This window comes from Burkholderia sp. TSV86 (assembly GCF_001522865.1).
GTDB lineage: Bacteria > Pseudomonadota > Gammaproteobacteria > Burkholderiales > Burkholderiaceae > Burkholderia.
Genome location: NZ_LOWB01000109.1, coordinates 64,036 through 89,667, shown reverse-complemented (window position 1 = coordinate 89,667; position 25,632 = coordinate 64,036). Strand labels below are relative to the sequence as shown.

25 protein-coding genes and 1 pseudogene are annotated in these 25,632 nt (G+C 66.5%); 9 read left to right on the top strand and 17 right to left on the bottom strand.

Translation table 11 applies throughout. The annotated features are described in order from the left end of the window. Positions 1 to 171 precede the first annotated feature (171 nt). The 3 genes from ttcA to WS68_RS19810 all read right to left on the bottom strand — a co-directional run bounded on the left by ttcA (position 172) and on the right by WS68_RS19810 (position 2,470). A complete protein-coding gene (gene ttcA / locus WS68_RS19820; RefSeq protein WP_059572365.1) occupies positions 172 to 1,200 on the bottom strand; it encodes a tRNA 2-thiocytidine(32) synthetase TtcA in 1,029 nt (342 codons plus the stop codon). Continuing rightward, positions 1,197 to 1,601, bottom strand: a complete 405-nt coding sequence (locus tag WS68_RS19815; protein WP_059572364.1) for a dihydroneopterin aldolase — start codon at positions 1,599 to 1,601, stop codon at positions 1,197 to 1,199. Before WS68_RS19815 ends, ttcA begins: the two co-directional genes overlap by 4 nt. Before the next feature lie 83 nt (positions 1,602 to 1,684). After that, the gene (locus WS68_RS19810; protein WP_082710170.1) at positions 1,685 to 2,470 is read right to left on the bottom strand and encodes a short-chain dehydrogenase; all 786 of its coding nucleotides are present in this window, start codon (positions 2,468 to 2,470) and stop codon (positions 1,685 to 1,687) included. Between the two features lie 13 nt (positions 2,471 to 2,483). On the opposite strand from WS68_RS19810, the gene WS68_RS19805 reads away from it, so the two are divergent. After that, a complete protein-coding gene (locus WS68_RS19805) occupies positions 2,484 to 3,674 on the top strand; it encodes a class I SAM-dependent methyltransferase (protein WP_059572531.1) in 1,191 nt (396 codons plus the stop codon). A gap of 21 nt (positions 3,675 to 3,695) precedes the next feature. After that, complete coding sequence (locus WS68_RS19800) at positions 3,696 to 3,890, top strand: DUF2905 domain-containing protein (RefSeq protein WP_059572363.1); 195 nt, start codon at positions 3,696 to 3,698, stop codon at positions 3,888 to 3,890. A 36-nt stretch (positions 3,891 to 3,926) separates the two neighbouring features. On the opposite strand, the gene WS68_RS19795 is transcribed toward WS68_RS19800, so the two are convergent. The 6 genes from WS68_RS19795 to WS68_RS19770 form a co-directional block, all read right to left on the bottom strand. Beyond that, a complete protein-coding gene (locus WS68_RS19795) occupies positions 3,927 to 4,151 on the bottom strand; it encodes a hypothetical protein (protein WP_059572362.1) in 225 nt (74 codons plus the stop codon). A gap of 413 nt (positions 4,152 to 4,564) precedes the next feature. Continuing rightward, on the bottom strand, positions 4,565 to 5,473 hold the full coding sequence (locus tag WS68_RS19790; protein WP_059572361.1) for a carbohydrate kinase family protein: 909 nt from the start codon (positions 5,471 to 5,473) through the stop codon (positions 4,565 to 4,567). Continuing rightward, a complete protein-coding gene (locus WS68_RS19785; protein WP_059572360.1) occupies positions 5,470 to 6,954 on the bottom strand; it encodes an AGE family epimerase/isomerase in 1,485 nt (494 codons plus the stop codon). The genes WS68_RS19790 and WS68_RS19785 overlap by 4 nt, the downstream gene beginning before the upstream one ends. Next, on the bottom strand, positions 6,951 to 7,970 hold the full coding sequence (locus WS68_RS19780; protein ID WP_059572359.1) for a LacI family DNA-binding transcriptional regulator: 1,020 nt from the start codon (positions 7,968 to 7,970) through the stop codon (positions 6,951 to 6,953). The genes WS68_RS19785 and WS68_RS19780 overlap by 4 nt, the downstream gene beginning before the upstream one ends. 179 nt (positions 7,971 to 8,149) lie before the next feature. Then, a complete protein-coding gene (locus WS68_RS19775; protein WP_059572530.1) occupies positions 8,150 to 9,709 on the bottom strand; it encodes a methyl-accepting chemotaxis protein in 1,560 nt (519 codons plus the stop codon). A gap of 437 nt (positions 9,710 to 10,146) precedes the next feature. After that, positions 10,147 to 11,190 carry a bile acid:sodium symporter family protein gene (locus WS68_RS19770; RefSeq protein ID WP_059572358.1) on the bottom strand — a complete coding sequence of 348 codons (1,044 nt, stop codon included), beginning with the start codon at positions 11,188 to 11,190 and terminating at the stop codon, positions 10,147 to 10,149. Between the two features lie 383 nt (positions 11,191 to 11,573). On the opposite strand from WS68_RS19770, the gene WS68_RS19765 reads away from it, so the two are divergent. The 3 genes from WS68_RS19765 (at position 11,574) to WS68_RS19755 (ending at position 14,837) form a co-directional block, all read left to right on the top strand. Further along, the gene (locus WS68_RS19765; RefSeq protein ID WP_059572357.1) at positions 11,574 to 12,077 is read left to right on the top strand and encodes a hypothetical protein; all 504 of its coding nucleotides are present in this window, start codon (positions 11,574 to 11,576) and stop codon (positions 12,075 to 12,077) included. A 362-nt stretch (positions 12,078 to 12,439) separates the two neighbouring features. After that, the gene (locus tag WS68_RS19760) at positions 12,440 to 13,516 is read left to right on the top strand and encodes a porin (RefSeq protein WP_059572356.1); all 1,077 of its coding nucleotides are present in this window, start codon (positions 12,440 to 12,442) and stop codon (positions 13,514 to 13,516) included. Between the two features lie 358 nt (positions 13,517 to 13,874). Then, a complete protein-coding gene (locus tag WS68_RS19755; RefSeq protein ID WP_059572355.1) occupies positions 13,875 to 14,837 on the top strand; it encodes a LysR family transcriptional regulator in 963 nt (320 codons plus the stop codon). 178 nt (positions 14,838 to 15,015) lie between these two features. On the opposite strand, the gene WS68_RS19750 is transcribed toward WS68_RS19755, so the two are convergent. Continuing rightward, positions 15,016 to 15,975, bottom strand: coding sequence for an NAD(P)H-dependent flavin oxidoreductase (locus WS68_RS19750; protein WP_059572354.1), 960 nt, complete (start codon positions 15,973 to 15,975; stop codon positions 15,016 to 15,018). A 380-nt stretch (positions 15,976 to 16,355) separates the two neighbouring features. Between WS68_RS19750 and WS68_RS19745 the strand changes: the two genes are divergently transcribed. Continuing rightward, positions 16,356 to 17,249, top strand: coding sequence for an alpha/beta fold hydrolase (locus WS68_RS19745; RefSeq protein WP_059572353.1), 894 nt, complete (start codon positions 16,356 to 16,358; stop codon positions 17,247 to 17,249). Between the two features lie 16 nt (positions 17,250 to 17,265). On the opposite strand, the gene WS68_RS19740 is transcribed toward WS68_RS19745, so the two are convergent. Continuing rightward, on the bottom strand, positions 17,266 to 17,754 hold the full coding sequence (locus tag WS68_RS19740; RefSeq protein ID WP_059572529.1) for an Lrp/AsnC family transcriptional regulator: 489 nt from the start codon (positions 17,752 to 17,754) through the stop codon (positions 17,266 to 17,268). A 110-nt stretch (positions 17,755 to 17,864) separates the two neighbouring features. Here WS68_RS19740 and WS68_RS19735 point away from each other — a divergent pair, with 110 nt between their 5' ends. Further along, on the top strand, positions 17,865 to 18,767 hold the full coding sequence (locus tag WS68_RS19735; RefSeq protein WP_059572352.1) for a DMT family transporter: 903 nt from the start codon (positions 17,865 to 17,867) through the stop codon (positions 18,765 to 18,767). A 272-nt stretch (positions 18,768 to 19,039) separates the two neighbouring features. Here the strand turns inward: WS68_RS19735 and WS68_RS29640 are convergent, their stop codons facing one another. The 5 genes from WS68_RS29640 to WS68_RS19710 all read right to left on the bottom strand — a co-directional run bounded on the left by WS68_RS29640 (position 19,040) and on the right by WS68_RS19710 (position 22,254). Then, complete coding sequence (locus WS68_RS29640) at positions 19,040 to 19,360, bottom strand: DUF1289 domain-containing protein (RefSeq protein ID WP_442857177.1); 321 nt, start codon at positions 19,358 to 19,360, stop codon at positions 19,040 to 19,042. After that, positions 19,252 to 19,758: a YbaK/EbsC family protein gene (locus WS68_RS19725; RefSeq protein WP_059572350.1), complete on the bottom strand. Its 507-nt coding sequence runs from the start codon at positions 19,756 to 19,758 to the stop codon at positions 19,252 to 19,254. Before WS68_RS19725 ends, WS68_RS29640 begins: the two co-directional genes overlap by 109 nt. Positions 19,759 to 19,845: 87 nt before the next feature. Then, a complete protein-coding gene (locus tag WS68_RS19720; protein ID WP_059572528.1) occupies positions 19,846 to 20,781 on the bottom strand; it encodes a hydroxymethylglutaryl-CoA lyase in 936 nt (311 codons plus the stop codon). 89 nt (positions 20,782 to 20,870) lie between these two features. Continuing rightward, positions 20,871 to 21,812: a 2-hydroxyacid dehydrogenase gene (locus WS68_RS19715; RefSeq protein WP_059572349.1), complete on the bottom strand. Its 942-nt coding sequence runs from the start codon at positions 21,810 to 21,812 to the stop codon at positions 20,871 to 20,873. Between the two features lie 4 nt (positions 21,813 to 21,816). Beyond that, entirely contained in the window at positions 21,817 to 22,254 is a 438-nt protein-coding gene (locus WS68_RS19710) for a VOC family protein (protein ID WP_059572527.1), read from the bottom strand. 149 nt (positions 22,255 to 22,403) lie between these two features. Between WS68_RS19710 and WS68_RS19705 the strand changes: the two genes are divergently transcribed. After that, complete coding sequence (locus tag WS68_RS19705; RefSeq protein WP_059572348.1) at positions 22,404 to 23,051, top strand: RBBP9/YdeN family alpha/beta hydrolase; 648 nt, start codon at positions 22,404 to 22,406, stop codon at positions 23,049 to 23,051. A 98-nt stretch (positions 23,052 to 23,149) separates the two neighbouring features. Continuing rightward, positions 23,150 to 23,365: pseudogene (locus WS68_RS19700) on the top strand (HAD family phosphatase); the annotation flags it as partial. Between the two features lie 145 nt (positions 23,366 to 23,510). Here WS68_RS19700 and WS68_RS19695 read toward each other — a convergent pair. After that, complete coding sequence (locus WS68_RS19695) at positions 23,511 to 25,628, bottom strand: phosphocholine-specific phospholipase C (protein WP_059572346.1); 2,118 nt, start codon at positions 25,626 to 25,628, stop codon at positions 23,511 to 23,513. Between the last annotated feature and the right edge of the window lie 4 nt (positions 25,629 to 25,632).

Genomic DNA, 25,632 nt, shown 5'->3' with positions numbered 1-25,632 from the left:
ATGCGCCGCGTGGTCATGAAGCCGCCCGAGCCGCTTGCGCCGCGCGTGGCCGGGGCGAGGCGCGCGGCGCAAGCTGACGCCGAAGCGAGCCGCGCAGCGCCGCCGCGCGGCTCGAGCGGCGCCCGGATGCCGCCGGATCGCCGCGTGCGCCGGTCATGTGCGGCCCGCGTTTTACAGGTCGCCGAACTGAACGATCGAGATCGGCTTGAGCGAGCCGCTCGAGGGTGTGTCCGCATCGGCGCCGCACGGTTGCTCGTCGAACGCGATGTCGCCGCCGGGGTCGGCGCGGCCCGTCGCGTGCAGGCCGGCGAACGGGAACAGCGTCGCGTCCATCAAGTGCGACGGCACGACATTGGCGAGCGCGTTGAACATATTGTCGACGCGCCCCGGGAAGCGCTTGTCCCATTCGCGGATCAGCGCCTTCATCTCGGCGCGCTTCAGGTTCGGCTGGCTGCCGCACAGGTTGCACGGGATGATCGGGAATTCGCGCAGCTGCGCGTACTGTTCCAGATCGGTTTCCTTCACATACGCAAGCGGCCGGATCACGATGTTCTTGCCGTCGTCCGATTGCAGCTTCGGCGGCATGCCCTTCAGCTTGCCGCCATAGAACAGGTTCAGCAGCAGCGTTTGCAGGATGTCGTCGCGATGGTGGCCGAGCGCGATCTTGGTCGCGCCGAGTTCGCCCGCGACGCGGTACAGGATGCCGCGGCGCAGCCGCGAGCACAGCGAGCAGGTAGTCTTGCCCTCGGGCACGAGGCGCTTGACGATGCTGTAGGTATCCTGGTTTTCGATATGGAACGGCACGCCGATTTGCGTCAGGTATTCGGGCAGCACGTGCTCGGGAAAGCCCGGCTGCTTCTGGTCGAGGTTGACCGCGACGATGTCGAAATCGATCGGCGCTCGCTCGCGCAGCCGCAGCAGGATATCGAGCAGCGCGTAGCTGTCCTTGCCGCCCGACAGGCAAACCATCACCTTGTCGCCATGCTCGATCATGTTGTAATCGCCGATCGCCTGGCCGACCTGGCGCACGAGCCGCTTGAACAGCTTGTTGTTCTCGTAGGCCTCTTTTTGTTCGCGGCGCGTCAGTGCGCGGCGGCTGAATTCGGCTGCCGGGGCTTCGACGCCGGCGGCCGCGCTGGCCTCGTCCGGCGTGCCGGGGTGGGGCGTACCCGACGGGTACGTGCTTTGGCGCGCATTCATGCTCGCTCCTCGTCGTTGATACGGAAAACCTCGACGCCGACGGCGTCGCAATCGGAATAAGCGTCCGGCTTTTCGGTGCAGACGCGCACCGCGCGCACGGCGCCGTGCGCGAGCAGATTCGCCGCGATCGCGTCGCACAGCGTTTCCTGCAAATGAATGTGGCCGCGCGCGACGCATTGCGCGACGCTTTGCTTCAGCAGGTCGTAATCGACCACTTCGCGCAGCCGGTCTTCGACAGGCGTCGTCAGCGCGAGCGGCACGAACACGTCGACATTGATGACGACACGCTGCTCGCCGCGCTTCTCGTGCTCGAACGCGCCGATGTTGATATACACCTCGTAGTTGCGCAGATACAGCCGGCGGCAATCGGCGAGCCTGGGGTGCAGGAGGGCGGCAAACATGGTCGATCCAGTCACAAAGGGTGATGCACGTAAAGCGGCGCGGCGGCGCGCGGCGTCGGAATGCCCGCGCGCGGCCGCGCCCGTCAATTTTTGCCGCCGGCCGGCGGCTCGAGATGCTCGCCGCCGTCGACGGTCAGCGTCGCGCCGGTCACGCCGGACGCCTCGGCAAGATAGCAGGCCGCATCGGCGATTTCATCCACGCGCGGCGCGCGCCCGCGCACGAGGCCGACCACGCGCACCTTAGGCGCGAGCGCTTGCGCCTGCGCGGCGGTCGCGCGGTGTAGCGCGGCTTGCGCGAGCGAGTGCGACAGGCGCTCGGGCGCCGGATGAAACACGGTCTCGTCCAGCAGGTGAATCATGACGGCGCGCTCGCGCTCGTCGTCGAGCGCGGCCTCGGGCGTCGCGGCGGCGAGCGTGCGCGCGAGCACGAGCGGCGCGGCGACTTCGCGGGCGATCGTCTCGGCAAGCGATGCATAGCCGATGTCGCGCGCGTTGTCCGCGCGGCCCGCCGCCTGGACGATCACGCAGCTCGGGCGGCCGAGCGCCGCGCCGCACGCGTCGACGAGCCGCGCGACGTCGTGTTCGGCGGCGAAGTCGGCCGCCAGCGCCGCTGCGCGGCGGCCGAGCGATTCGACTTCGGCGGCGATCGACGCGGCCGCGCGGGCAGTGCCGTGCGTATTCGCGTTCGCGCCCGGTTCCGTGCTTGCGGCGATCGCCACATCCCAGCCGCGCTGCGCGAAGCCGAGCGCGAGCGCGCGGCTGATCGCGCTCGCATCGTCGGGCACGGCGAGCGCGATCAGCACGACCCGCGCGCGCTGCGCCACGCGCGCATCGGCCAAAGCGTCCCGGAGGTCGGCGGAAACGGTCATTTACAATGCCGGGATGAACCCGAAAGCTCACGAACCCGCTAGTTTACCCGTTCCCGGCCCGGACGCGCTCGCGCAGTCCGAATCGGTCGCAGCCGCGCTGCGCGCGCAGATCGTGTCGGCGGGCGGCTGGATTCCATTCTCGCGCTATATGGAGCGCGCGCTGTACACGCCGGGTGCCGGCTATTACAGCGGTGGCGCGCGCAAGTTCGGCCGGCGCGCGGACGACGGCAGCGATTTCGTCACGGCGCCCGAACTGTCGCCGCTTTTCGCGCGCACGCTCGCGCGCCCGATCGCGCAGGCGCTCGAGTTGAGCGGCACGCGGCGCGTGATGGAGTTCGGCGCGGGCACGGGCAAGCTGGCCGCGGGCCTGTTGAGCGCGCTCGCGGCGCTTGGCGTCGAGCTTGACGAATACGCGATCGTCGATTTGTCGGGCGAATTGCGCGCGCGCCAGCGCGAGACGCTCGAGGCCGACGCGGGCGCGCTGGCCGCGCGCGTGCGCTGGCTCGACGCGCTGCCCGAGCGGTTCGACGGCGTGGTGATCGGCAACGAGGTGCTTGATGCGATGCCGGTGCGGCTTTTCGTCAAGCGCGCGCACGGCTGGCACGAGCGCGGCGTCGCGGTGAGCGGCGCGGGCGCGTTCGTGTTCGCCGAGCAGCCGCTCGCGCAGGCCGGCGATACCGCGCGTCTTGCCGGGATCGACGCCGATGACGGCTACGTGACGGAAACGCACGACGCGGCCGCGGCATTCGTTGGCACGGTCTGCGCGATGCTCGCGCGCGGCGCGGCGTTTTTCATCGACTATGGCTTTCCGTTTCACGAGTATTACCACCGGCAGCGTGCGCAGGGCACGCTGATGTGCCATTACCGGCACCACGCGCACGACGATCCGTTCGTCTATCCGGGGTTGCAGGACATTACCGCGCACGTCGAGTTCAGCGCGATCTACGAGGCGGGCGTTGGCGCCGGCGCGGATCTGCTCGGCTACACGTCGCAGGCGCGCTTTTTGCTGAACGCGGGTATGACCGACGTGCTCGCCGAAATCGATCCGTCCGACGTGCAGCGTTTCCTGCCTGCCGCGAATGCGGTGCACAAGCTGATTTCGGAGGCGGAGATGGGCGAGCTTTTCAAGGTGATCGCGTTTTCGCGCGGCATCGACGGCACGCTCGATGCGTTTGCGCGCGGCGACCGTTCACATACGCTGTAAGCGCCGACAAGGAGAATTGCGATGCTGCGCTGGCTGCTCACCACGTTCATCGCCGTGATGGTGCTCGCGCGTGCGTGGCCGTGGCTGTCGAAACTCGGCGTCGGGCGCCTGCCCGGCGACGTGACGCTCAAGCTCGGCTCGCGCGTTTATCCGTTTCCGCTCATGTCGACGCTCGTGATCATGGCGATCGTGTCGGTGATCGCGCGGCTTTGGTGAGCATGACGCCCGCGCGGCATGCCGCAGCGCGCGCCGTCACAGCGCCAGTTCGCCGAGAATCCGGTGGGCGAGCGCCTTCGCTTCGTCGAACGCCTCCGATTCGCTGACGCTCGTCGCGCCGACTTCATAGATCGTATTGTCGGGCGTTTCGCCATCGTCCCTGGAGAGGATCACATATCCCTGATAGCGCCCGTCGTTCGTCTTGTGGGTGTGCGCCTTGGCCGTGTAGATGCCCTTTGTGTAGGTGTTGCCGCCGTCCATGATGCCTCTCCCGTGTTGGCCGCAGAAGTGCACGAGCACTTACTCCGGTTCGATGCAAAGCAGAAACGACGCTTCATCCTAACATCCCGATGCCGTGCTTTCAGCGGCTACGCGACGATGCCGCGGCGGCAACGGTTGCGGCGCTGACGCGAGCCGGCCGGGCGTATGGCGCTGGCGGGGCGGTGGCCATGCGTGCCGTGGAGGCTGGCCGCTTCGGCAGCCAACGCGGCGACCGGGCGCGGCGCAGCCTGCCGCGCGCGCCCGTCAAACGCCGGGCGCGCGCGGTGACGGCAACGAACGGCGTGCGCTTGGCGCCGGTGCGCAGGTTCGAACGTTTGCGTCGCCAGCGTGCGCGGCTTGGCCGACCGCCGCGCCGCTTGCCGCCTGCTTTCCCGTGCACGGCGGGCGGTGGCTTACGACTCGACGAGCGCGAGCACCTCGTCGAGCGTCGGCGCGTGCGCGCCGGTGTGCTGGCAGGCCGCCGCGCCTGCCGCAAGCGCGAATGCGAGATGTTCGTGCCAGCCGCGGCTTTGCATCGTCATCAGGCTGAACAGCAAGCCGCCGATCGTCGCATCGCCGGCGCCGACCGTATCCGTCACGTCGACGCGCGGCGGTTGCGCGTCGAATGTCTGACCGTCGGCGTGGAGCGTCGCCGTGTGCGCGCCGCGCGTGACCAGCAGCGCCGCATGCGGATTGAGCGCGCGCAGCCGCGCGATCGCGCGCGGTTCGTCGTCGCCCGCGAACAGATGCCGCAGGTCTTCGTCGGAGACCTTGATCACGTCGGCGAGCTTCGCCATCTTCTCGAGCGTCGGCTTGAAGCCGTCCGTCATCAGGTTGCGGTAGTTCGGATCGAAGCTGATCGACACGCCCGCTTCGCGCAACTCGGCGGCGAGCGCGACGAGCGTCGACGCGAGAGGCTCGCGCACGAGGCTGATGCAGCCGAAATGCGCCCATTTCACATGCTGGCGCCAGCCCTGCGGCAGGCTTGCCGGATCGAAGGCGAGATCGGCGCTGTTTTCGCCGATGAAGAAGTACGCGGGCGGATGCGTTTGATGCACGACCGCGAGAAGCGGCGCGCACTCGACGCGCTGCAGGAAGCGCAGATCGAGCCCCGCCGCTTCGCTTTCGCGCCAGAGTTCATCGGAGAAGCAGTCGCGGCCGAGCGCGCCCGCGCATGCGGTCGCCACCCCGAGCTTCGCGACCGCGCGTGCGACGTTCCAACCGGCGCCGCCCGGGCGCGAGGCCCAGTTCGCGCTGCCGGTGCGGACCAGGTCGGTGAGGATGTCGCCGGCAGAGACGAATTGCGGAAACGTCGCGCTCATCGCAGGTTGCCTCCGTTGTGGCGGGGCGGCGCGCCGGCGGGGCTGCCGTGGCCGGCGTGCTGCGCGTGCGTGCCGATGCGGCCGCCGTTGCCGGGCGCGGCCAGCGCCGCGTGATCGGCCGCGGCAGCCCCGCCGGCGCGACGGCCGCCGTCGTTGCCGCCATCCGCCGCGCGCGGCGCCGGCAATGCGTTCAGGACTTCATAGCAGGCGCCCATCGTGTGGTAGTCGGTTTTGCCGGCCGGGCTCTTCTCGTCGCTGTACTTGCGGTTGTCGCAGGTGAGGATTCGGTACCACGCGCCGTAGCGGTGATCGACGAAATGCGTCCAGCTATAGCGCCAGATCTCGTCGTACCAGTCCCAGAAGCGCTCGCTGCCGGTGCGCTGGCCGAGCAGCGCGGCGGCGGCGAGGCTTTCGGCCTGCACCCAGAAATACTTGTCGTGGTCGCACACTTTGTAGTCGGGGTCGAAGCCGTAGCAGAGGCCGCCGTGATCGGCGTCCCACGCGTGCGCGAGCGCCGCGTCGAACAGCGCGATCGCGCGCGGCAGCAGCCAATCGAGCGGGCGGTGCCGTTCGAGAATCAGCAGCAGCTTCGCCCATTCGGTCTGATGGCCTGGCTGGAACCCCCACGGGCGGAAGATGTTCGAGCTGTCTTCCTTGTTGTATTCCCAATCGACCGACCAATCGGCCCGGAAATGCTCCCACACGAGACCGTTCGACAGCGCGGCCTGGCGCTGGACGATATGCGTGGCGACCTTTTCCGCGCGGTCGAGATACGTCAGATGGCCGGTTGCCTCGTAGGCGGCGAGGAGCGCCTCGGTCGCGTGCATGTTCGCGTTCTGGCCGCGATAGCTGGAGACGCGCCAGTCGGGCGTGGCGTCGTCCGCGTAGAGGCCCGCCGCGGCGTCCCAGAAACGATGCTCCATCAGCTCGAAGGTCTGGGCGATCAGCGGCTTGGCTTCGTCGATGCCCGCCATCGCCGCATGCGCGGCGGCAAGCAGAACGAACGCGAGTCCGTAGCAGTGGCGCGTGCCGTCGCGCGTCGCGCGCTTTGCGCCGTCACGCCACTCGATTTCCCAATCGTAGCCTTCGTGCGCCGTGTCCCAGTGCGCGTCGCGCAGGAAGCGCAGCCCGTGGCGTGCGTAATCGAGATCGCGCGGATTGCCGAAGTGGCGGTATGCCATCGCGTAGTTGAAGACGAAGCGGCAACTGCTGACGAGGTGGCGTGTCGTGCGATCGTAGACGGTGCCGTCGTCGCGGAAGAAGTGGTAGAAGCCGCCCGACGGGTCGAGCACGTTCGGCGCGTAAAAGCGCAGCGTGTGCTGCACGTGCGACAGCAGGAATTGCCGGTCACGGAAGCTTGCGACGCGCGGCGCGGCGGGCTCGCCGCATCCTGCGTGCGCGCCGGCTGCCGGGGAAGGCGGCGCGCTGGCTTGCGGTGCGTCGATGGCCGCGTGGGGCGCGGGCGTGGCTGAAGTCGTCATGATCCAAGTACCGAGGTGAGGGAGTGCGGCGCGTGCGTCGCGCCTGCGCTGCTGGCCCGTGCAATCAACTGCACGGGAACGCTGAGTTCGGTTTGCTCGGGCGCGTCCGCGAGCAGCAATTCGATGCCTTGCTGGCCGAGCGTTTCCTTGTCGATGGCAAGTGTCGTCAGCGGCGGGCTCGCGTGGGCGGCGGCGGGGATGTCGTCGAAGCCGACAAACGCGATGTCGTCCGGCACCCGGACGCCGTGCGCCAAGCACTCGCGCATCGCGGCGAGCGCGGCCGCATCGTTGTAGGCAAACACCGCGTCGGGAAGCGGCCCGCCGGCATCGAGCAATTGCCGCATGGCTTTGGCCGCGCCGACGTCGGGCCCGAGGTTCGGGTCGATCGATAGTTCGAGCGACGGGTCGAACAGCATTCCGGCGTCGAAGAACGCGCGCCGATAGCCCAACGCACGCTGCGCGATGCTGTAGTGCGCAAGCGAGCCGCCGATGAACGCGATGCGCCGGCGGCCGGTGTCGAACAGATGCCGCATCGCGAGTGCGGCGCCGCCGGCATTGTCGACGTTGATCGAGCGCAACCCCGGCGCGCGGATATCGATGAGCACGAGCGGGCGGCCCGTCGCGGCGAGCGCTTCGAGCGTCTCTGGCTCCATGAAGCCCGCGACCGCGATCGCGTCGGGCGCATGAGGGCGCATCTGGCGGAGCACGTCGTCGTTCGGCCCGGTCGTCAGCAGCGACGGCACGATGCCGCGCGCGCGGCACGCGTCCTCGACGCCGTGCAACACGTGCGAGAAAAACGGCGTGGACGCGAAGTGATTGTGCTGGCGGTGCAGCAGGAACGTGAGTCGCCTGATTCGCGGGCGTAGCTGCGCCGGGTCGTAATTCATCTGGCGCGCGATCTCGACCACGCGCGCGCGAGTGGTTTCGGACAGGCCGGGTTGATTCTTCAGCGCGCGGGACACCGTGCCGATCGACACGTTGGCAGCCTGCGCAACATCGCGAATGGTGGTGCTCATCGTTAGGCGTGACAGGTGTTTAGTGTGACTGGGATTTTATGGCGGAATTTTTAGTAAAACGCTCAGGGATTATGCTGATGGCGCTTGATTTGTCTTGATTTAATGGGGCTTTATGGCAGCCTTTTGTTTACTAAAAATAGTAAACGCGGCTTGAAATGCCGATGCTCACCGCTCCCGCATCACGCCGTCACCCGGAAAATCGCCGCCGCCTCGCGCAATGTGGCCGCTTCGTCGGCGAGCGCGCCCGCGGCGCCGGCCGCCTTCTGCACGAGCAACGCGTTGTGCTGAGTCATCTGGTCCATTTGCGCGACCGCGCGGTTGATCTGGTCGATCCCCGAATGCTGCTCGTCGCATGCATGCGAAATCTCGTCGACGAGCGTTGCAACCTGGCGCACCGACGCGAGCATATCGACGATCGTGCCGCCCGCAGCCTTCACCGTGTCGGTGCCGCGTTCGACTTCGTCCGTCACGCCGGCGATCAGCGCTGAAATTTCCTTTGCCGCTTGCGCGCTGCGATGTGCGAGGCCGCGCACCTCCTGGGCGACTACCGCGAAGCCTCGGCCTGCGTGGCCCGCGCGCGCCGCCTCGACGGCCGCATTGAGCGCGAGCAGGTTGGTCTGGAACGCAATGCCTTCGATCGTCGACGAAATGCTGCGAATTTGCTGCGAACGCACTGATAACGCCTCCATTCGCGCCATCGCGTCGCGTGCCGCCGCGCCGCCTTGTTCGGCTTGCGCCGATGCCGCCGAGGCGAGCGAGCTGGCCTGCCGTGCATGGTCGGCGTTCGCGCGTACTGTCGCGGCGAGTTGCTCCATGCTGCTGGCCGTCTGTTGGAGGCCGGCTGCGTGCTCGTCGGTTCGGCGCGACAGGTCGTGGTTGCCGTGCGCGATATCGGCCGTTGTGTGCGCAATCGCGTCGGCCGCGCGTTGCAATGTGCCGATCGTCGCGGCAAGGCGTGCGCGCATCGCGTGCATCGCATGCAGCACGCTGCCGGGCGCGGCGTCGGCGGCGTGCACGTCGAGCGCGAGATTGCCGGCCGCGATGCCGCTGGCAACGGCGGCCGCTTCATGCGGTTCGCCGCCGAGCTGCCGCGCAAGCGCGCGCGCCATCGTCGCGCACAGCGCGGCGACGCCCGCGACGCCCGCCAACACGCAGCCCACGACCGCCCACTGGACGAGCCGAGCAATGCCCCGTGCGCGGTCGTATGCGCGTTGCGCCGCTTCGAGCTGGGCTTGCCGCAATTGCGCGCTCTCGGTCTTGACGCGCTGCGCGGCTGGCTCGAGCGTCTGCGTGACCACCCATTGCGCTTCGGACAGATTGTTCGCCTTCAGCAATGCGATTACCGGCCGAATGCCCTGGTCGCGCAGCGCCGCCCAATCGGCGGCAAGACGCTCGGCCTGCGTGCGCTCGGCGCCGGCGAGCGGCATCGCGCGATGCTCGGCAAGCAGGCGGTCGATCGCCGCGACGTCGCGCGCCGACGCGCTGGCGAGCGCACCGGTTTTGGCGGCGGACGGATCAAGCACGGCGTCACCGATCGCGTAGCGGGTTTGCGTGACGGTCTCGTCGAGCGACGAGATCCGCTGCAGAGCCTTCACGCGATCCTCGAAGACATGCGCAAGCGCGTCGCCGATGCGCGCAACGCCTGCAAGGCCGATGCCGCCAACTGCGGCAAGTACCAGGACGACGAGCGCGACAAGCAGGCGCAGCCGGGTTTTGACGGTGAGGCGGGTGGTGTTCATCAGGAGTGCTTTCCGAGGGCGGCGCGTCGCGCTCGTGACATGGAGCGCCGTGACGAGAAGCCGGCTTAACGGCGCCGGCGCGGGCAGATTGAATGAATTTTTCGTGAAGCGATGCCCGTTTTTGGCGCATCGGGCATTTGGCCGCGAACGCGTCCCGGTGCCGGCCTGTTCTACGACGGGCAGCTTATTCGACAAAATATCCGCAACGGGCGTCATTTCATCGACGCGGCGGCTAAAAGCCGGCCTGCCGATATTCAATTGCTCCGGATAAAATTGCGCTCCTGCGCCGCCGTGCGTTTGCCTTCGTGGCGGCAGCCGCGTGAATCGGCAACGAGGCGGCCTAGCGCCAGCACTGGACCGCCTCGAGCACGGCTTGGCCACACGGGACGCGCCCGCGTGGGGGGGGCCGCTCGGCATTCAGCGAAATTCGACGAAGCTCAACGCTTCGCGGCGATGCCCGCCTTCGCTGCGCCCATTGCATCGTCGCGCGCGGCGGTTTGCCGCTCGCGGCTCGTGTCGCGGGCGCCCCAGCGCTGCGCGAGCGCCGCGCAGGTCATCAACTGGATCTGATGGAACAGCATCAGCGGCAACACGACCGCGCCGACCGCATGCGCCGCGAAGATCACCTTCGCCATCGGCACGCCGGCCGCGAGGCTCTTTTTCGAGCCGCAAAAGATGATCGTGATCTGGTCCGCGCGATTGAAGCCGAGCCGCTTGCTCGTGAACGCGGTGATGCCGAGCGCGATCGCGAGCAGCACGACGTTGACGACGACGAGCCCGCCGAGCGCGGCGGGCGGAATCTGATGCCAGAGCCCTTGATTGACCGCTTCGCTGAACGCGACGTAGACCACGAGCAGGATCGAGCCCTGATCGACGAAGCGCAGCACGCCGCGATTGCGCTCGATCCAGCCGCCGATCACGGGCCGCAGTAACTGACCGGCGATGAACGGCACGAGCAACTGCATGACGATCGCGCCGATCGTGCTCCACGGCGACGTAGCCGCGCCAGTTCCTTGCGACGTGATCAACAGGCCGACAAGCGCGGGCGTGACGAAAATGCCGATGAGGCTCGACGCGGATGCCGAGCAGACCGCCGCCGGCACGTTGCCCTTCGCGATCGACGTGAACGCGATCGACGATTGCACGGTCGACGGCAGCGTGCAGAGGAACAGCACGCCCGCATAAAGCGCGGGCGTGATGAGCGGCGTGAGCACGGGCTTGAGCGCGAGGCCGACGAGCGGAAACAGCGCGAACGTGCTGACGAGCACGACTAAGTGCAGCCGCCAATGCGTCGCACCGGCGATGATTGCCTCGCGCGAGAGCTTCGCGCCGTGCAGGAAGAACAGCAGCCCGACCGCGATGTCGGTGGCCCAGTTGAACGCGTGCGCGGCGGCGCCGCGGCAGGGCAGCGCGCTCGCGAGCACGACGGTGCCGACGAGCGCGAGGGTGAAATTGTCGGGGATGAATCGTGAACGCGCCATTTCGGATCTCGATTGAATGCAGGGCGAACGGCACGGGCGCTCAACGCGAACGCCGGCCGTTGTTGGTCCGGCTATTGTCACGGCTGCCTATTGAATAGGCAAATTCATTCAGAGAATCGATTAATGATTCGAACGCATTTCAACGGACCACCCATTGCCCATTCGATGGTTTTTGTTCGGTTATCGAAATGTTAAAAATCAGTCTGACAAAACGGGTGGAATAGGTGAAAAACCTAGCAGTAACATGGTGTTACACCGATGCCTGAGGTCTAACACTTTTTGGCTCGACACGCTTTCACGGCGCCCATAAATTACCGTTGAAAGTCTTGGGCGATGTATGTGTCGCGCGAACTTGAATAGACAAGGCATGTAGTGGGCCAGTGATGAAGACGGAACGGGTAAAACGGATGATCGGGCAATGGGCGGTGAGCGCGTTCGGCGTGCTCGCGGCATCGCTCGTCTTCGCGCAGCCGCCGCACAGCGGCAGGCCCGGATTCGGCGGCGGCCCGCGCGGCGGCGCGCCGTCAGCGTATGCCGCGGAAGATAACGGCGGCGGCTGGCGCGGCGGTGCCGGCTATCTGCAAGCGGCACCGCCGCATGGCCGGGATACCAGGATCGGCGTCAGCGGCTACGGCCCCCGCTGGGGCTTGCGCCCGACGCCGTCCTACGGGCGCTACGCGGCGCAAAGCCCGTACCGGCCGATCAGTGCCGATGCGCGGCAGGTGCCGCATGCGCCCGGCTCGGTCAACCTGCCAATGCGCGCGGGCTCGATTCGTGCCGATGTCGCGCGCTACAACGAGGAACGCGGCGGGCGCACCGCGCCCGCGCCGCGCGGGCAGAACGGTGCGGCGCGCGAACCGTTTCTCGCGCCTTTTTCCCGCAACTGACACATTCGTCTAATGCGGCGGCACGCGCCGTGTGCTGATGCAAATTCGCCACACTCGCGCGAAATCCCGCCGCGCATCTCATTGATTACGCTATCTTTCGCGCCTCATCGCGGGCAACGCGCTCGGCCAGGTGCGATGCATTGCGCCGGGAGCCGGCCTTTGGCCGCGGACGCCCGACAAATCGCCGGGAAATTAATGCAGACGGTATATCCGCAATAAGTCTCTTCTTTTTTGACCGTAAAAATGGCCATTGGAAGATGGACTGCGTTCGAGCGCCCGCATTCCGCCGCCGCGCTCGTGCGCGCCGCTTCATTTCCCAAGACCGTTCGTCAAGACCGACAGATAGACAATTTGGAGATCTTATGAAATCAACCGCCAGCCGTGCGTTGAAAACCACTTGTATGTGCGCCGCCGCCGTGGCGCTCGCCGGGGGCGCAACGCTTGCCCGGGCGCAGTCGAGCGTTCAACTGTACGGCCAGGTCGACGAGTGGATCGGCGCGCAGAAATTTCCCGGCGGCCAGCGGGCGTGGGGCGTGCAGGGCGGCGGGATGTCGACGTCTTACTGGGGGATTCGCGGCACCGAGGATCTCGGCGGCGGTTATCAGGCAATCTTCACGCTGGAGGATTTTTTCCGTGCGCAGACCGGCCGCTACGGCCGCTTCGACGGCGATACGTTTTTCGGGCGCAACGCGTATGTCGGGCTCGCGACGCCGTATGGCACGGTGACGGCCGGGCGTCTGACGACCCATCTGTTCGTCTCGACGATCCTCTTCAACCCGTTCATCGATTCATACGTGTTCTCGCCGATGGTCTACCACGTGTTCCTCGGCCTTGGCACGTTCCCGACGTATACGACCGATCAGGGCGTCGTCGGCGATTCGGGCTGGAATAACGCGGTCGGTTATACGAGCCCGTCGTTTGGAGGATTAAGCGGGGGGGTAATGTATGCGTTCGGCAATTCGGCGGGGGAAAACCGCTCGAAAAAATGGAGCGGACAACTGAATTATGCAAACGGCCCGTTTGCCGCGACGGCGGTTTATCAGTACGTGAACTTCAATAACGATCCGGGCGATCTCGGCGCGCTCGTGTCGAGGATGAAGAGCCAGGGCGTCGCGCAAGTCGGCCTGTCCTACGACTTCAAACTCGTCAAGCTCTACGGGCAATATATGTATACGCACAACGAGCAGGACACCGGAAGCTGGCACGTGAATACCGTGCAAGGCGGCGTGGCGGTGCCGCTTGGGGCGGGCAGAGCGCTTGCATCGTATGCGTACTCGCACGGATCGGGCGGTCTCGAGCAGACCCACCGCACTTGGGCTGTCGGCTACGACTATCCACTGTCCAAGCGCACGGATTTGTATACCGCGTACATGAACGACCGTTTTTCGGGCATGGGCAGCGGCGATACGTTCGGCGCGGGAATTCGGGCGAAATTCTGACGGAGGCTCTTGGCGCAGGCAATCCGTGCGCCGCGTATATGGATAGCTGCGATATGAATATGGATAGCTGCGATATGAATATGGATAGCGGCTGGTCCGGCGTGGCGGCGGGGCTGCATTCGGTATGAGCTTTTGCTCCGGTTGTGGCCCGTCAGCCGGCCGCGCCGGCTGCGCAAACGCCTCGAATCACGACGAAAAAGCGGGCTAGGACGCGCACTATCCGGCCGATCCCTTGAGATAAGTTAGCGGCGTTACATTACTCGCTGTCATTTTTCCTTTCTTGACGTTTCGGGCCCATTAGCTTTGTTACAGTTGCTTGCGACTAGACAAATTTTTAACAGTTGCGAGCACTATTTCGATGGACACCCTCGTCAGCATGAATGTGTTCCGGTACGTCGTCGAAGTCGGCAGCTTCGTCGGCGCGGCGGAACGCATGGAGATGTCGGCTGCGATGGCGAGCAAGCACGTGATGCATCTCGAGCACCAGCTCGGGGCACGGCTCTTGCATCGCACGACGCGCCGCGTCGCGCCGACGGAGGCGGGGCGCGAATATTACGAACGGCTGGTACAGGCGCTGACCGAACTCGACGAAGCCGGTCAGGCAGTCGGCGCGTCGAGCGTCGTGCCGCAAGGGCGTCTGCGCCTGACGTCGCTATCGGCATTCGGGTTGCGGTACGTGATGGACGCTGCGTCGTCGTATGCCGAGCGCTACCCTGATGTGACGGTTGAGATTACGTTGTCCGACCGGGTCGTCGAGTTGATCGACGAAGGGTATGACGTCGCGGTTCGCGCGGCGGCCACGGGCATGAAGTCGTCGTCGCTCGTCGCGCGGCAGATCGCCACTGCGCACATCGTGCTCGTCGCGTCGCCCGAATATCTCGAAAAGCGCGGCACGCCGACGACGGTTGCCGATCTCCAGCATCACAACTACATCCGCCGCGAGTCGAACGACACGTTGTTCGACGCCGCGCTGGCCGACGTCGCCACAGCTTCGCGTGCGCCGCTGTCGGGCAACATGATCGTCAATCACCTCGAAGGATTGCGCGTCGCGGTGCTGGGTGGCGCGGGCATTGCGCTGCTCGGCACCGAAGTGGTCGGCGAGGATATCGAGGCCGGGCGTCTTGTGCCGCTGCTGCTCGACGTGCTGCCGCCGCGGGAGTTGCCGATCTACGCGGTATACGCGAGCCGGCGGCACGTGTCGGCGAAGGTGCGCACGTTCGTCGACTTCGTCGCCGACCGCTTCTCTGGGCAATCGCTGTGTCCGTCGATCGACGAGCGGCTACGGCAGTATTCGATGCCGCGGATGAAGCGGCTCGGTTGACGGCGTGGTTACCGGCGCGGCTCGCCGGTTCAGCGTGGCGGATGTTTAGGCGTGAGCTTCGCAGCGGCGAGCGGGCCGCGTGGACCGCGCCTGCCGCGCGACGCCGTTCGCGCGCCACGCTGCGCGGCTGCTGTCGCGGCGCGCCGTATGGCGCGGCCATGAATCTTCCATCAGCCCGTTAAGCGCGAATTCCCAGGCGGGCTTTCGCGTCGTCGTACTCGCGCTTCAGGCGCCCGACCAGTTCCGCGACGCTCGGCACGTCGTCCATCAGGCCGACGCCTTGCCCCGCACCCCAGATGTCTTTCCAGGCCTTCGACTTGTCGTTGCCGAAATTCATCTTCGATTTATCGGCGACTGGCAGTGCTTCCGGATCGAGGCCCGCGCTCACGATGCTCTCGCGAATGTAGTTGCCGTGCACGCCGGTGAAGAGATTCGTGTAGATGATGTCGGCGGATTTCGCATTGATGATCGCGCGCTTGTAGTCGTCCACCGCGTGCGCTTCCTGCGTCGCGATGAAGCGCGTGCCTATGTACGCGAGATCGGCGCCCATTGCCTGCGCGGCGAGGATCGAGCCGCCGTTGGCGATCGAGCCGGATAGCACGATCGGGCCGTCGAAGATCTTGCGCACTTCGCCGACGAGCGCGAACGGCGACGTCGTGCCCGCATGGCCGCCCGCGCCTGCCGCGACGAGGATGAGACCGTCGACTCCCGCTTCGAGCGCCTTTTGGGCGTGCCGCAGATTGATGACGTCGTGCAGCACGATGCCGCCGTAGCTGTGCACGGCGTCGACGATTTCGCGTGCGGGCGCGCGCAGGCTGGTGATGAAGATCGGCACTTTGTGATCGACGCAGACGCGGATGTCATGCTCGAGCCGCGCGTTCGACTGATGGACGATCTGGTTGACGGCGATCGGCCCGATTACTGCGTCGGGGTGCGCGGCCTTGTGCTCGGCGAGCTGCGCTTGCAATTGCGTGAGCCATTCGTCGAGCAATTCGGCGGGCCGGGCGTTGAGGGCGGGAAACGAGCCAACGATACCCGCCTTGCATTGTGCTAGCACGAGTTCAGGATAGCTGACGATGAACATTGGCGAAGCGATCACGGGCAGCGCGAGTTGTTGCAGAACGGCAGGCAGGGCCATATATGTCTCCGGTGTCGACCAGAGTGAGCGCTTTAGCGCTGACTCCGGCTCCATGCCGCGAGCCGAAGGTAGCGCTTCGGCACTCACCTCCGGCCCGCGGCGGTTGTTGTTGCGCGTGCGATGGCAAAGCGCATCGTATCGTCGTGACGCACGGGCATTCCGGCAAGATCAGGCGGATCGAACGCGGTCCGGCCGGATATGCCGTTTGCGGCGAATTAACACGAACGGTCGTGCCATTATAGGCATGCTTAACAAAATGCGCTGACGCCGGGGCCCTGTCGAATGAGTGCTCAGTTTCTATGTTTTGCGCACCGGCGCGCGCGATGCGCGACAACCGCACTTCTACAATATCAAGCACAACGATTCTAGAGAACAAAACCATGTCGTTTGAGGCGTTCGCACCGTTTCGCGTGACGGTGCAAGATGTCGATATTTTCGGCGTCACAGGAGGCACTGGGCCGCCCCTTTTGCTGCTTCACGGGCATCCGCAGACACATTTGATCTGGCATCGTGTCGCCGTGACGCTCGCCAGGCACTTCACCGTAATCGCTACCGATCTGCGCGGCTACGGCGCCTCGAGCAAACCGGCGGGCGATGCGCGGCATGCGTGTTACTCGAAGCGCACGATGGCGGCCGATCAGGTGGCCGTGATGCGTCACTTCGGCTTTCCACGCTTCTATGTGTGCGCGCATGATCGCGGCGCGCGCGTCGCGCACCGGATGGCGCTCGATCATCGCGACGCGGTCGAGCGCATGCTGCTGCTCGACATCGCGCCGACGCTGGCGATGTACGAGCGCACCGATCGTGCGTTTGCGAGCGCTTATTTTCACTGGTTCTTCCTGATACAACCCGAGCCGTTGCCCGAGACGTTGATCGGCGGTCATACCGATGCGTATATCGACGCGGTGATGGCGCATCGCTCGGCCGGGCTCGCGCCGTTCTCGCCGCAGGCGCTGCAGGCGTATCGCGAGGCGTTGCGCCAGCCGGGCGCGGTGCATGCGATGTGCGAGGACTACCGGGCGTCAGCGACGATCGATCTCGAGCACGACCGCGCGGATCTCGAGCGCGGCAACAAGCTCGCATGTCCGCTGCGCGTGTTGTGGGGCGAGGAAGGCGTAGTCGGACGTTTGTTCGACCCGCTCGACGAATGGCGGCGTGTGGCGCGTGACGTGAGCGGCCGCGCGATCGCGTGCGGCCACTACATTCCGGAAGAAGCGCCCGTCGCGTTGATCGACGAGGCGCTGGCGTTCTTCGAGGCAAGCGAGCCCGAGTGACGGGGCGCGGCAAGCGTCAATCTCCGTCGGTCGAGAGCGGCGGCAGACGCCGCGCAACGGGCGTCGACTTGACGATCGCCGTGCTCGTTTCCGCCCGCTCGGTCACCTTCGCGAGTATTTCGTCGAGCTGCTCGATCGAGCGCAGATAGAGCCGGCAGACGAAGCAGTCGTCGCCCGTGACCTTGTCGCATTCGACGAACTCGGGAATGCGGCGCAGCAATTCCTCCACCAGATGAAGCTGGCCAGGCAGCGGTTTCACGCGCACGATCGCTTGCAGCGTGTAGCCGAGCGCGCGCGGATCGAGCTCGACCGTGAAGCGCGTGATCACCCCTTGCGCGTCGAGCCGGCGCAGACGCTCGGTCGTGCTCGGCGCGGACAGCCCGATGCGCCGCGCAAGCTCGCTGACGCTCTGGCGCGCATCGTCGGCGAGCGCGCGCAGCAACTCGCGGTCGAGCGCGTCGAGCGGGCTCGACGGATGCGCGGGCGATGAAAGGCGTTTTTGCATATTGACCTTCATTTCAAAGGCAGAGCGGCGTTTTCTTCTCAGTTTAGCGATAGAGATACGCGATGCAAGTCTCTAAAATCGAAGCCAGACTTTTCGTTGGGTGAATTCAAATGGCTTCGAACGAAATGCGCCGCGGTGCGCTCGAAATGGTGCTCGCGATGCTGATGTCCGGGACGATCGGCTGGCTGGTCGTGTCGTCGCAGCAGCATCTGATGAACGTCGTGTTTTTCCGTTGTTTGTTCGGTGGGGCGACGATGCTGGTCGTTTGCGCGGCGCTTGGCCTGTTGCGCCGCGAGCTGTTTCGCGCGCGCACGGTCGCGCTCGCTGCGCTCAGCAGCGTCACGATCGTCGCGAACTGGGTGCTGCTGTTCGCCGCGTATTCGCGCGCGTCGATTTCGATGGCCACGGCGGTCTACAACACGCAGCCGTTCATGCTCGTTGCGCTCGGCGCGCTGATCTTCCGTGAGCGTCTTACCGCGTCGATCATCGCGTGGCTTGCGATCGCATTTGCGGGCCTGGTGTGCGTCGTGCGGGTCGAGCCCGCGGTGCTCGCGCTGCCCGGCCAGTATCTGGAGGGCGTTGCGCTCGCGCTCGGCGCGGCGTTTCTCTACGCGGTGTCGTCGATCGTCACGAAGCGCCTGAAGGGCACGCCGCCGCATTTGCTCGCACTGTTCCAGACGGGTGTCGGCATGCTGATGCTCGCGCCGTTTGCTCACTTCGACGCGTTGCCCGCGACGCCGATGCAATGGTTCGATCTCGCCGTGCTCGGCGTCGTCAACACGGGTGTGATGTACGTGCTGCTGTACGGCGCGATTCAGAAGCTGCCGACCGCGACCATCGGCGCGCTGTCGTTCGTCTATCCGGTTGTCGCGATCGTCGTCGATCGGTTCGCATTCGGGCAGACGCTGGCGTGGAGCCAGGTATTCGGCGCCGTGTTGATCCTGCTCGCGGCGGCTGGCGTGAATCTCGGATGGCGCATCGTGCCGGCGCGGCGTGTTGCGGTGCGCAACTGACGGCCCGGCAAAGGGCGGGACAGCGAAGCGCAAGCAGCGCGGGACGGCGCAAGAAAATCGTAGGGAAACTCCTGATGCGGTGCAGCGAGTGGGCGTCGTATCATGGAGCATGACGTTGATCACGTCGACAGAATTCTCTTATGCATGCCGTTCGCCTGTTGGGGCGAACGGCTTTTTTTTCGAATGCCGTGCGTGCGCCGTCCTGTTGACACACGATGCCCAGCCGCGTGCCGCCCGCGCGGCCATTGCATTCGGATCGGCCGCCGGACCGGTTACTCCCGCGCGGCGAGCCGGGCCAGCACCGCGCGTTTCGCGTCGTCGTCGAAGCCGCGCCAGCCGGCAATCTCGTCGCGCGTGCGGCGGCAGCCGGCGCACCAGCCGGTCAGCTCGTCGATCCTGCATACGTTCGTGCACGGCGACGGCACGCCGGCATTGACTGCTTGCGCGTGCGGGCCGCCGGCGCGGCATTGTGTCGTGGTTTCGCTCATGCTTGGCCGCGCACGGCGATCTCGGCTACGGGCGCGCCCGTCAGCGCGACGAGCTCTTGCGGCGACAAATTGAACACCGCATGCGGATGGCCGGCCGCCGCCCACAGGCTGTCGAGTTCGAGCAGATCGCGATCGATCAGTGTGACGGGCTCGACGAGATGGACGACCGGGCACACGCCGCCGATCGCGTAGCCGGTGTGATCGCGGACGAACTTCGCATCGGCGCGGCCGATGTCGCCAACATGCGCGGCGACCTTCTTCTCGTCGACGCGGTTCGCGCCGCTCGCGACGACGAGCACCGGCGCGCTGTCGGCACGGCGGCGAAACAGAATCGATTTCGCGATCTGCGCGACCGAGCAGCCAAGGCCTGCGGCCGCTTCGGCCGAGGTCTTGCCGGTTTCCTCGAGCATGACGATGTCCTTCGCATGTCCGCGCTCACGCAGCAAAAGCGCGACGCGGCGCGCGGAATCGGGAAGCCGGTCGATGGGGGCTGGATGTGGCATGACGATGGCTTGGTTTGGCTTGAGTGGTTGGAGCGGTTCGATCGGTCCGGGTCATGGGGTAACGGGGCACTGACGGCGCCGCGCGCGTCATGCGCACGCGGGCGGCTCGTCGGCGCTCGCGCGTTGCTTGGCGAGCAGCGCGCGGCCGGCGCGCGACACGTTCGCCCGGCCGATTGCGTTCGAGATGAAATCGCCGGTGGCGACCACCGAGTCGAGATCGACGCCGGTATCGATGCCCAGGCCGCGCATCAGGTACAGCACGTCTTCCGTCGCGACGTTGCCGGTCGCGCCCTTCGCGTAGGGGCAGCCGCCGAGGCCCGCGACCGACGCGTGGAAGATCGTGATGCCTTCGAGGAGCGCCGCGTAGATGTTCGCGAGCGCTTGCCCGTAGGTGTCGTGGAAGTGGCCCGACAGCCGCTCGCGCGGGAATACCTTCGCGACCGCGTCGAGCACGGCGCGCGTGTGCGCCGGCGTGCCGACGCCGATCGTGTCGGCGATGTCGATCTCGTCGCAGCCGAGCGCAGCGAGCCGCTCGACGACGCCGACGACCGCCGCGACCGGCACATCGCCCTGGTACGGACAGCCGAGCGCGCACGATACGCTCGCGCGCAGCCGCACGCCCGCCCCCTTCGCCGCGCGCGCGACGGGCTCGAAGCGCGCGATGCTCTCGGCGATGCTGCAGTTGATATTGCGTTGCGAGAACGCTTCGCTTGCCGCGCCGAAGATCACCACTTCGTCGGCGCGCGCGGCGAGCGCGTTCTCGAAGCCTTTGAGGTTCGGGGCTAGCGCCGAGTAGATCGTGCCCGCGCGGCGCTCGATGCCGGCCATCACGTCGGCGCCGTCGGCCATCTGCGGCACCCATTTCGGCGATACGAACGACGCCGCCTCGACATTGCGAAAGCCGGCACGCGAGAGCTGGTTTACGAGTTCGATCTTGACGTCGGTGGGGACGAACGCCTTTTCGTTTTGCAGCCCGTCGCGCGGGCCGACTTCGACGATCTTGACGGAAGAGGGCAGCGTCATGCGAATCTCCTGATGTGGGGGCGCCCCGGCATCGAGATGCACGAGGGCGGGGCTGTGCATGGCGTGGTCGCGCTCGTGCGGCTGCACGCTCAGTAGCCGCGCGCGCGATCGACCATGCCGCTGACAGGCTCGCCGCGTTCGAGCGCGGCGATCTTCGCGGCGATTTGCCGCACGGCGTCGGCGCGCAGCGTTTGCGCGGCGCAATGCGGCGTGATGGTGATGCGCGGCTCGCGCCAGAACGGATGGTGCTGCGGCAGCGGCTCGTCGGCGAAGACGTCGAGCGTCGCGGCGGCGACGCGGCCGCTCGCGAGCGCGCCGAGCAAGTCCGCTTCGACGAGATGCGCGCCGCGCGCGGCGTTGACGAGGTACGCGCCGCGCGCGAGCTTCGAGAACGTGTGCGTGTTCAGGATGCCGGCGGTGTCGGCCGTGCTCGGCAGCAGGTTCACGAGCAGTTTCACGCCGTCGGCGAATGCGTCGAACTGCGCATGGCCGGCGAATGTCGCGATGCCGCCGAGCGTTTTCGCCGTGCGGCTGTAGCCGCGCACCGGCAAGCCGAGCGCGGCGAGTGCGTGCGCGACCTGCCGGCCCAGCGCGCCGAGGCCGAGTACGCCGATGACGAACGTGTCGCGCGGATGCGGTTCGAGCACCTGCCAGCGGCACTCGCGCTGCAACAACGCGTATTCGTCGAAGCGGCACAAATAGCGCAGCGCCGCATGCGCGACGTAGTCGATCATCTGCCGCGCCATGCCGGCGTCTTCAAGGCGCACGAGCGGCACGCCGCTCGGCAGCGTGCACGGATGATCGTGTTCGAGCGCGAGCATCGCATCGACGCCCGCGCCCAAGTTGAAGATCGCCTTCAGGCCCGCGCGCGGCGCGAAGAACGCGCGCGGCGCGTGCCAGACGAGTGCGTAATCGGCGGGCGCGTCGTCGCCCGGTTGCCATGTGCGCAACTGCGCGCCGGGCAGCGCGCACTCGAAATCGCGTCGCCAGTCGTTCGCGTCGCCGTTCGGCGTATGGAGCAGGATGCGCATGCGGCTATTTCGCGAAGAGCTGGCCGATGTCGGCGAATGCCTTGAACTCGAGCGCGTTGCCGCATGCATCGGTGCAGAACATCGTCGCTTGCTCGCCGGCTTCGCCCTTGAAGCGGATATGCGGCTCGATCAAGAAATGCGTACCGGCCGTCTTGAGCTTGTCGGCAAGCGCATGCCATTCGTCCATCGACAGCACGACGCCGAAATGGCGCACCGGAACCTCATCGCCGTCAACCGGGTTGACGGCCGAATTGCCTGCCTCGCCGGGCGCGAGATGTGCGACGAGCTGGTGGCCGAAGAAATCGAAGTCGACCCAATGCTCGGAACTGCGGCCTTCCGGGCAGCCGAGCAGCTCGCCGTAGAAGCGGCGCGCCCGCTCGAGGCTCGTGACCGGAAAGGCGAGATGGAACGGGCGCAACGCGCCAGATCGCGTAGCGGACATGCGGTGTCTCCTCATCGGAAGCTGACATTCTACGGTTTTGTCGCGCCGCGCGTCGCGGGCCGTCGAAATGCAAAGCACAAAAAATTGGTTCGCCGCGCGCGTGACGCGCGTGAGAATCGTCTCCAAGCTCCTAGTTTGGCGAGGGACACATGCGCTCATGCAGCAAATCGACTTGGCCGCCGCGCCTTGTCACGGTGCCCGGCCTGCACGGCAGCGAAGGCGCGCACTGGCAGACCTGGCTCGAGCGGCAGTTCGCACGCTCGTTGCGTGTCGAACAGGATGATTGGGAGGCGCCGCATCTCGCGCGCTGGGCGCAAAAGGTCCGCGATCTGCTCGCGCGCGAGCGTGGGCCGTTCGTGCTCGCCGCGCACAGTTTCGGCTGCTTGGCGGCCGCGCATGCGCTCGTGCAGTCTGCATCGGCTGCCGAGATGTCAACGGTGGATGTGATCGGCGTGCTGTTCGTGGCGCCGGCGAATCCGCGCAAATTCGCGTTCGCGGGCGAGTTCGACGCGTACCGGCTTGCCGTGCCGTCGATCCTGATCGGCAGCGAGACCGACCCGTGGATGACCCTCACGGACGCGCGCGAGCTTGCGCGCCGGCTTGGCAGCGCGTTCGTCAATCTCGGCGACGCCGGGCATATCAATACTGCCGCCGGCTACGGGCCGTGGCCGCGCGCGAAATATCTGGTCGATACGCTCGTGCATTGCGCGGCGCCGCTCAGATTTCAGAATGACGATGACAATGACGAGCGCATCGCCGGCGCGTTCGGGCGGAATTCGCTTGCCACGGTGATTTGAGCCGCCGAAACGGTTGCGTGCGCGCGCGATGACGCGGCAGCAGGCGGCGCGTTCGCGGCGCTTCGTGGCGCTTCGCGGCGGCCGAGGTTCGTCGATGCGCGTTGAACGAACTGGGCGGCACGGTGCAAAAAGCGGTCGCGTTCGAGGATTCGGCCTCGGGCGTGAAGTCGGCGAGTTCGGCGGGCGTCCATACATTCGGCATGCTGACGGCGCTGAGCCGGGAACAGCTCGGCGAAGCCGGCGCGCACGAATCCATCCGGGATTTTTCGGATCGGGCGCTGTGGGATTATCTGGCGCGCGTGAATGCGGCTTGACGGATGCCCAGGCGGAATGCCGCCGATTGCCGCTGACTGGCACGTCGCCTGCATCCGGCGGTGTCGCGGCGCGAGTGGTGGCCCGCTTGCGTCGCGACACCGCTCCCCGAGTGGCGGCCGTTGCGCACGCAGCCTGGGGGGGCGGTCAAGCCGTAACGGGCGCGAGCGCCGCCGGATCGGAATAGCTCGGCTTGCCATTTTCGATATGCCCCGCGAAGCGGCGCACGAACTTGCCCGTTACGCCGTCCGACACCGTCACGTCATACCAGTGATGGCTCGATGCGAGCGGCCACTGCTCGATGCGCTCGTCGCCGCCGCGCAGCGTCAACCGGCGCGCGGGCGCGCCATATGCGTTGTCCGACAGGCTCAGCTTGACGCTCTGTCCGCCGTGATTCTTGAGCTTCAAATACAGGTTGCCGTTCGCGACGTCGTAGCCCGCCTGCACTTCCGGATGCGCGGCCGCGTGCGGGCCGTGCCCGTTGGGCGCGGCGGTGCCGGCGAACGTGCGCACGAAGCCGTTCGGGCCGTACACGGTGAACGCATAGGCGCCGTTCGTTGCCGACAGGTCGAAGTCGTCGTGCAGCGTGGCGTGTGCGCCGACCGTATAGCGCCACGGGCCATCGCCGCGGTTCGCCGCGTACACGTAGAAGTGCGCTCCTTGTTTGCCGCGGTTCGCGAATTCGATGCGCAGCGTCGTGCCGCCGTGCACGCGCGCGTTCACATGCAGTTCGTAGGGCAGCGCGCGCGCCGGGCGCACGCCCGGCTCTTGCGGGTCGACCGGGCTCGGTGCGGCGGGCACGCTCGGCGCGGGCTTGGTCGAGCAGAGCTGGTCGGCGGTCGATCGATAGTTGCTGGTGTCGGGCAGCGGCGGCAGCGTCGCATCCGGCGTGCGGAAATCGAATGCCGACGTCAGATCGCCGCACACGGTGCGGCGCCACGGCGTGATGTTCGGCTCGTCGATGCCGAAGCGCGCGGCGATGAAGCGGATCACCGACGTATGGTCGAAGATTTCCGAGCACACGAAACCGCCTTTCGTCCACGGCGAGACGATGGTCATCGGCACGCGCGGGCCCAGCCCGTAAGGCAGGCCGTCAGCCGTGTATTGGCCGCCGCGCGCAGGGTTCACGACGTTATGGATCTCGCCGTCGACGGTGACGGTGGACAAGCCCTGCGCGCGCGTCGTCGGCGGTTGCGGCGGCACGATGTGGTCGAAGAAGCCGTCGTTCTCGTCGTACATGATGAAGAGCACGGTTTTGCGCCACACGTCGGGGTTCGCGGTCAGCGCGTCGAGAATGTGCGACGTGTAGTTCGCGCCATACGCGGGGGTGTACTTCGGATGCTCGGAGAACGCGGCGGGCGGCAGTAGCCACGACACCTGAGGCAGTTTGTTCGCGAGCACGTCGGCTTTCAGGTCGTCGAGCGTGCGCACGGTTTGCGCGCGCTGATACAGCGACGAGCCCGGCTTCGCATCGATGAAGTTCGCGAAGTTCTGCAGGATGTTCGTCCCGTAGTTGCCGTTCAGCGGATCGGCCCCGGTCGTGCCCTGTTGATAGATCTGCCACGAAATGCGGGCGGCCTCGAGGCGTTCCGGGTAGGTGGTCCACGACAGCAACTGGTATTGCGGCGGCACGTCTCCGTCCACGTAGTCGTTGTTGTCGAGCAGTGGGCCGCCGAACTTGCCTGTCGGATCGACCGTGCCGGTCATCAGATACGAGCGGTTCGGATGCGTCGGGCCGGGCAGCGAGCAGAAATAGTGGTCGCAGACGGTGAACGCATCGGCGAGCGCGTAGTGGAATGGGATGTCCTCGCGCACGTGATAGCCCATCGTCATGTCGGTCTTGTTCGCGGGCCACTGGTCGTAGCGGCCGCCGTCGATCGCCGCGTGCGTTTTGTACCACGAGTGATCGAGATCGCCGATGCATTGCGCGCTCGTGGTCAGCGTATTGAGGCGAAACGGCAGCACGGGCTTGCCGGGGTCGGCTTTCGATGGCTGATACCAGACCGGCTTGCCGTTGGGCAGCGGGATCGGGAAGCGGTCGTTGTAGCCGCGCACGCCACGCAAGTGCCCGAAATAATGATCGAACGAACGGTTTTCCTGCATGAACACGACAATGTGCTCGACGTCCCGGATGGTGCCGGTGCGCGATGCGGCGGGGATCGCGAGCGCGCGGCGGATCGATTCGGGCAAGACGGTGAGCGCGGCGGCGGCGCTCGTGGATTGCGCGACGGTCTGCAGGAAACGGCGGCGGCTTTCTGATGTCATGTGT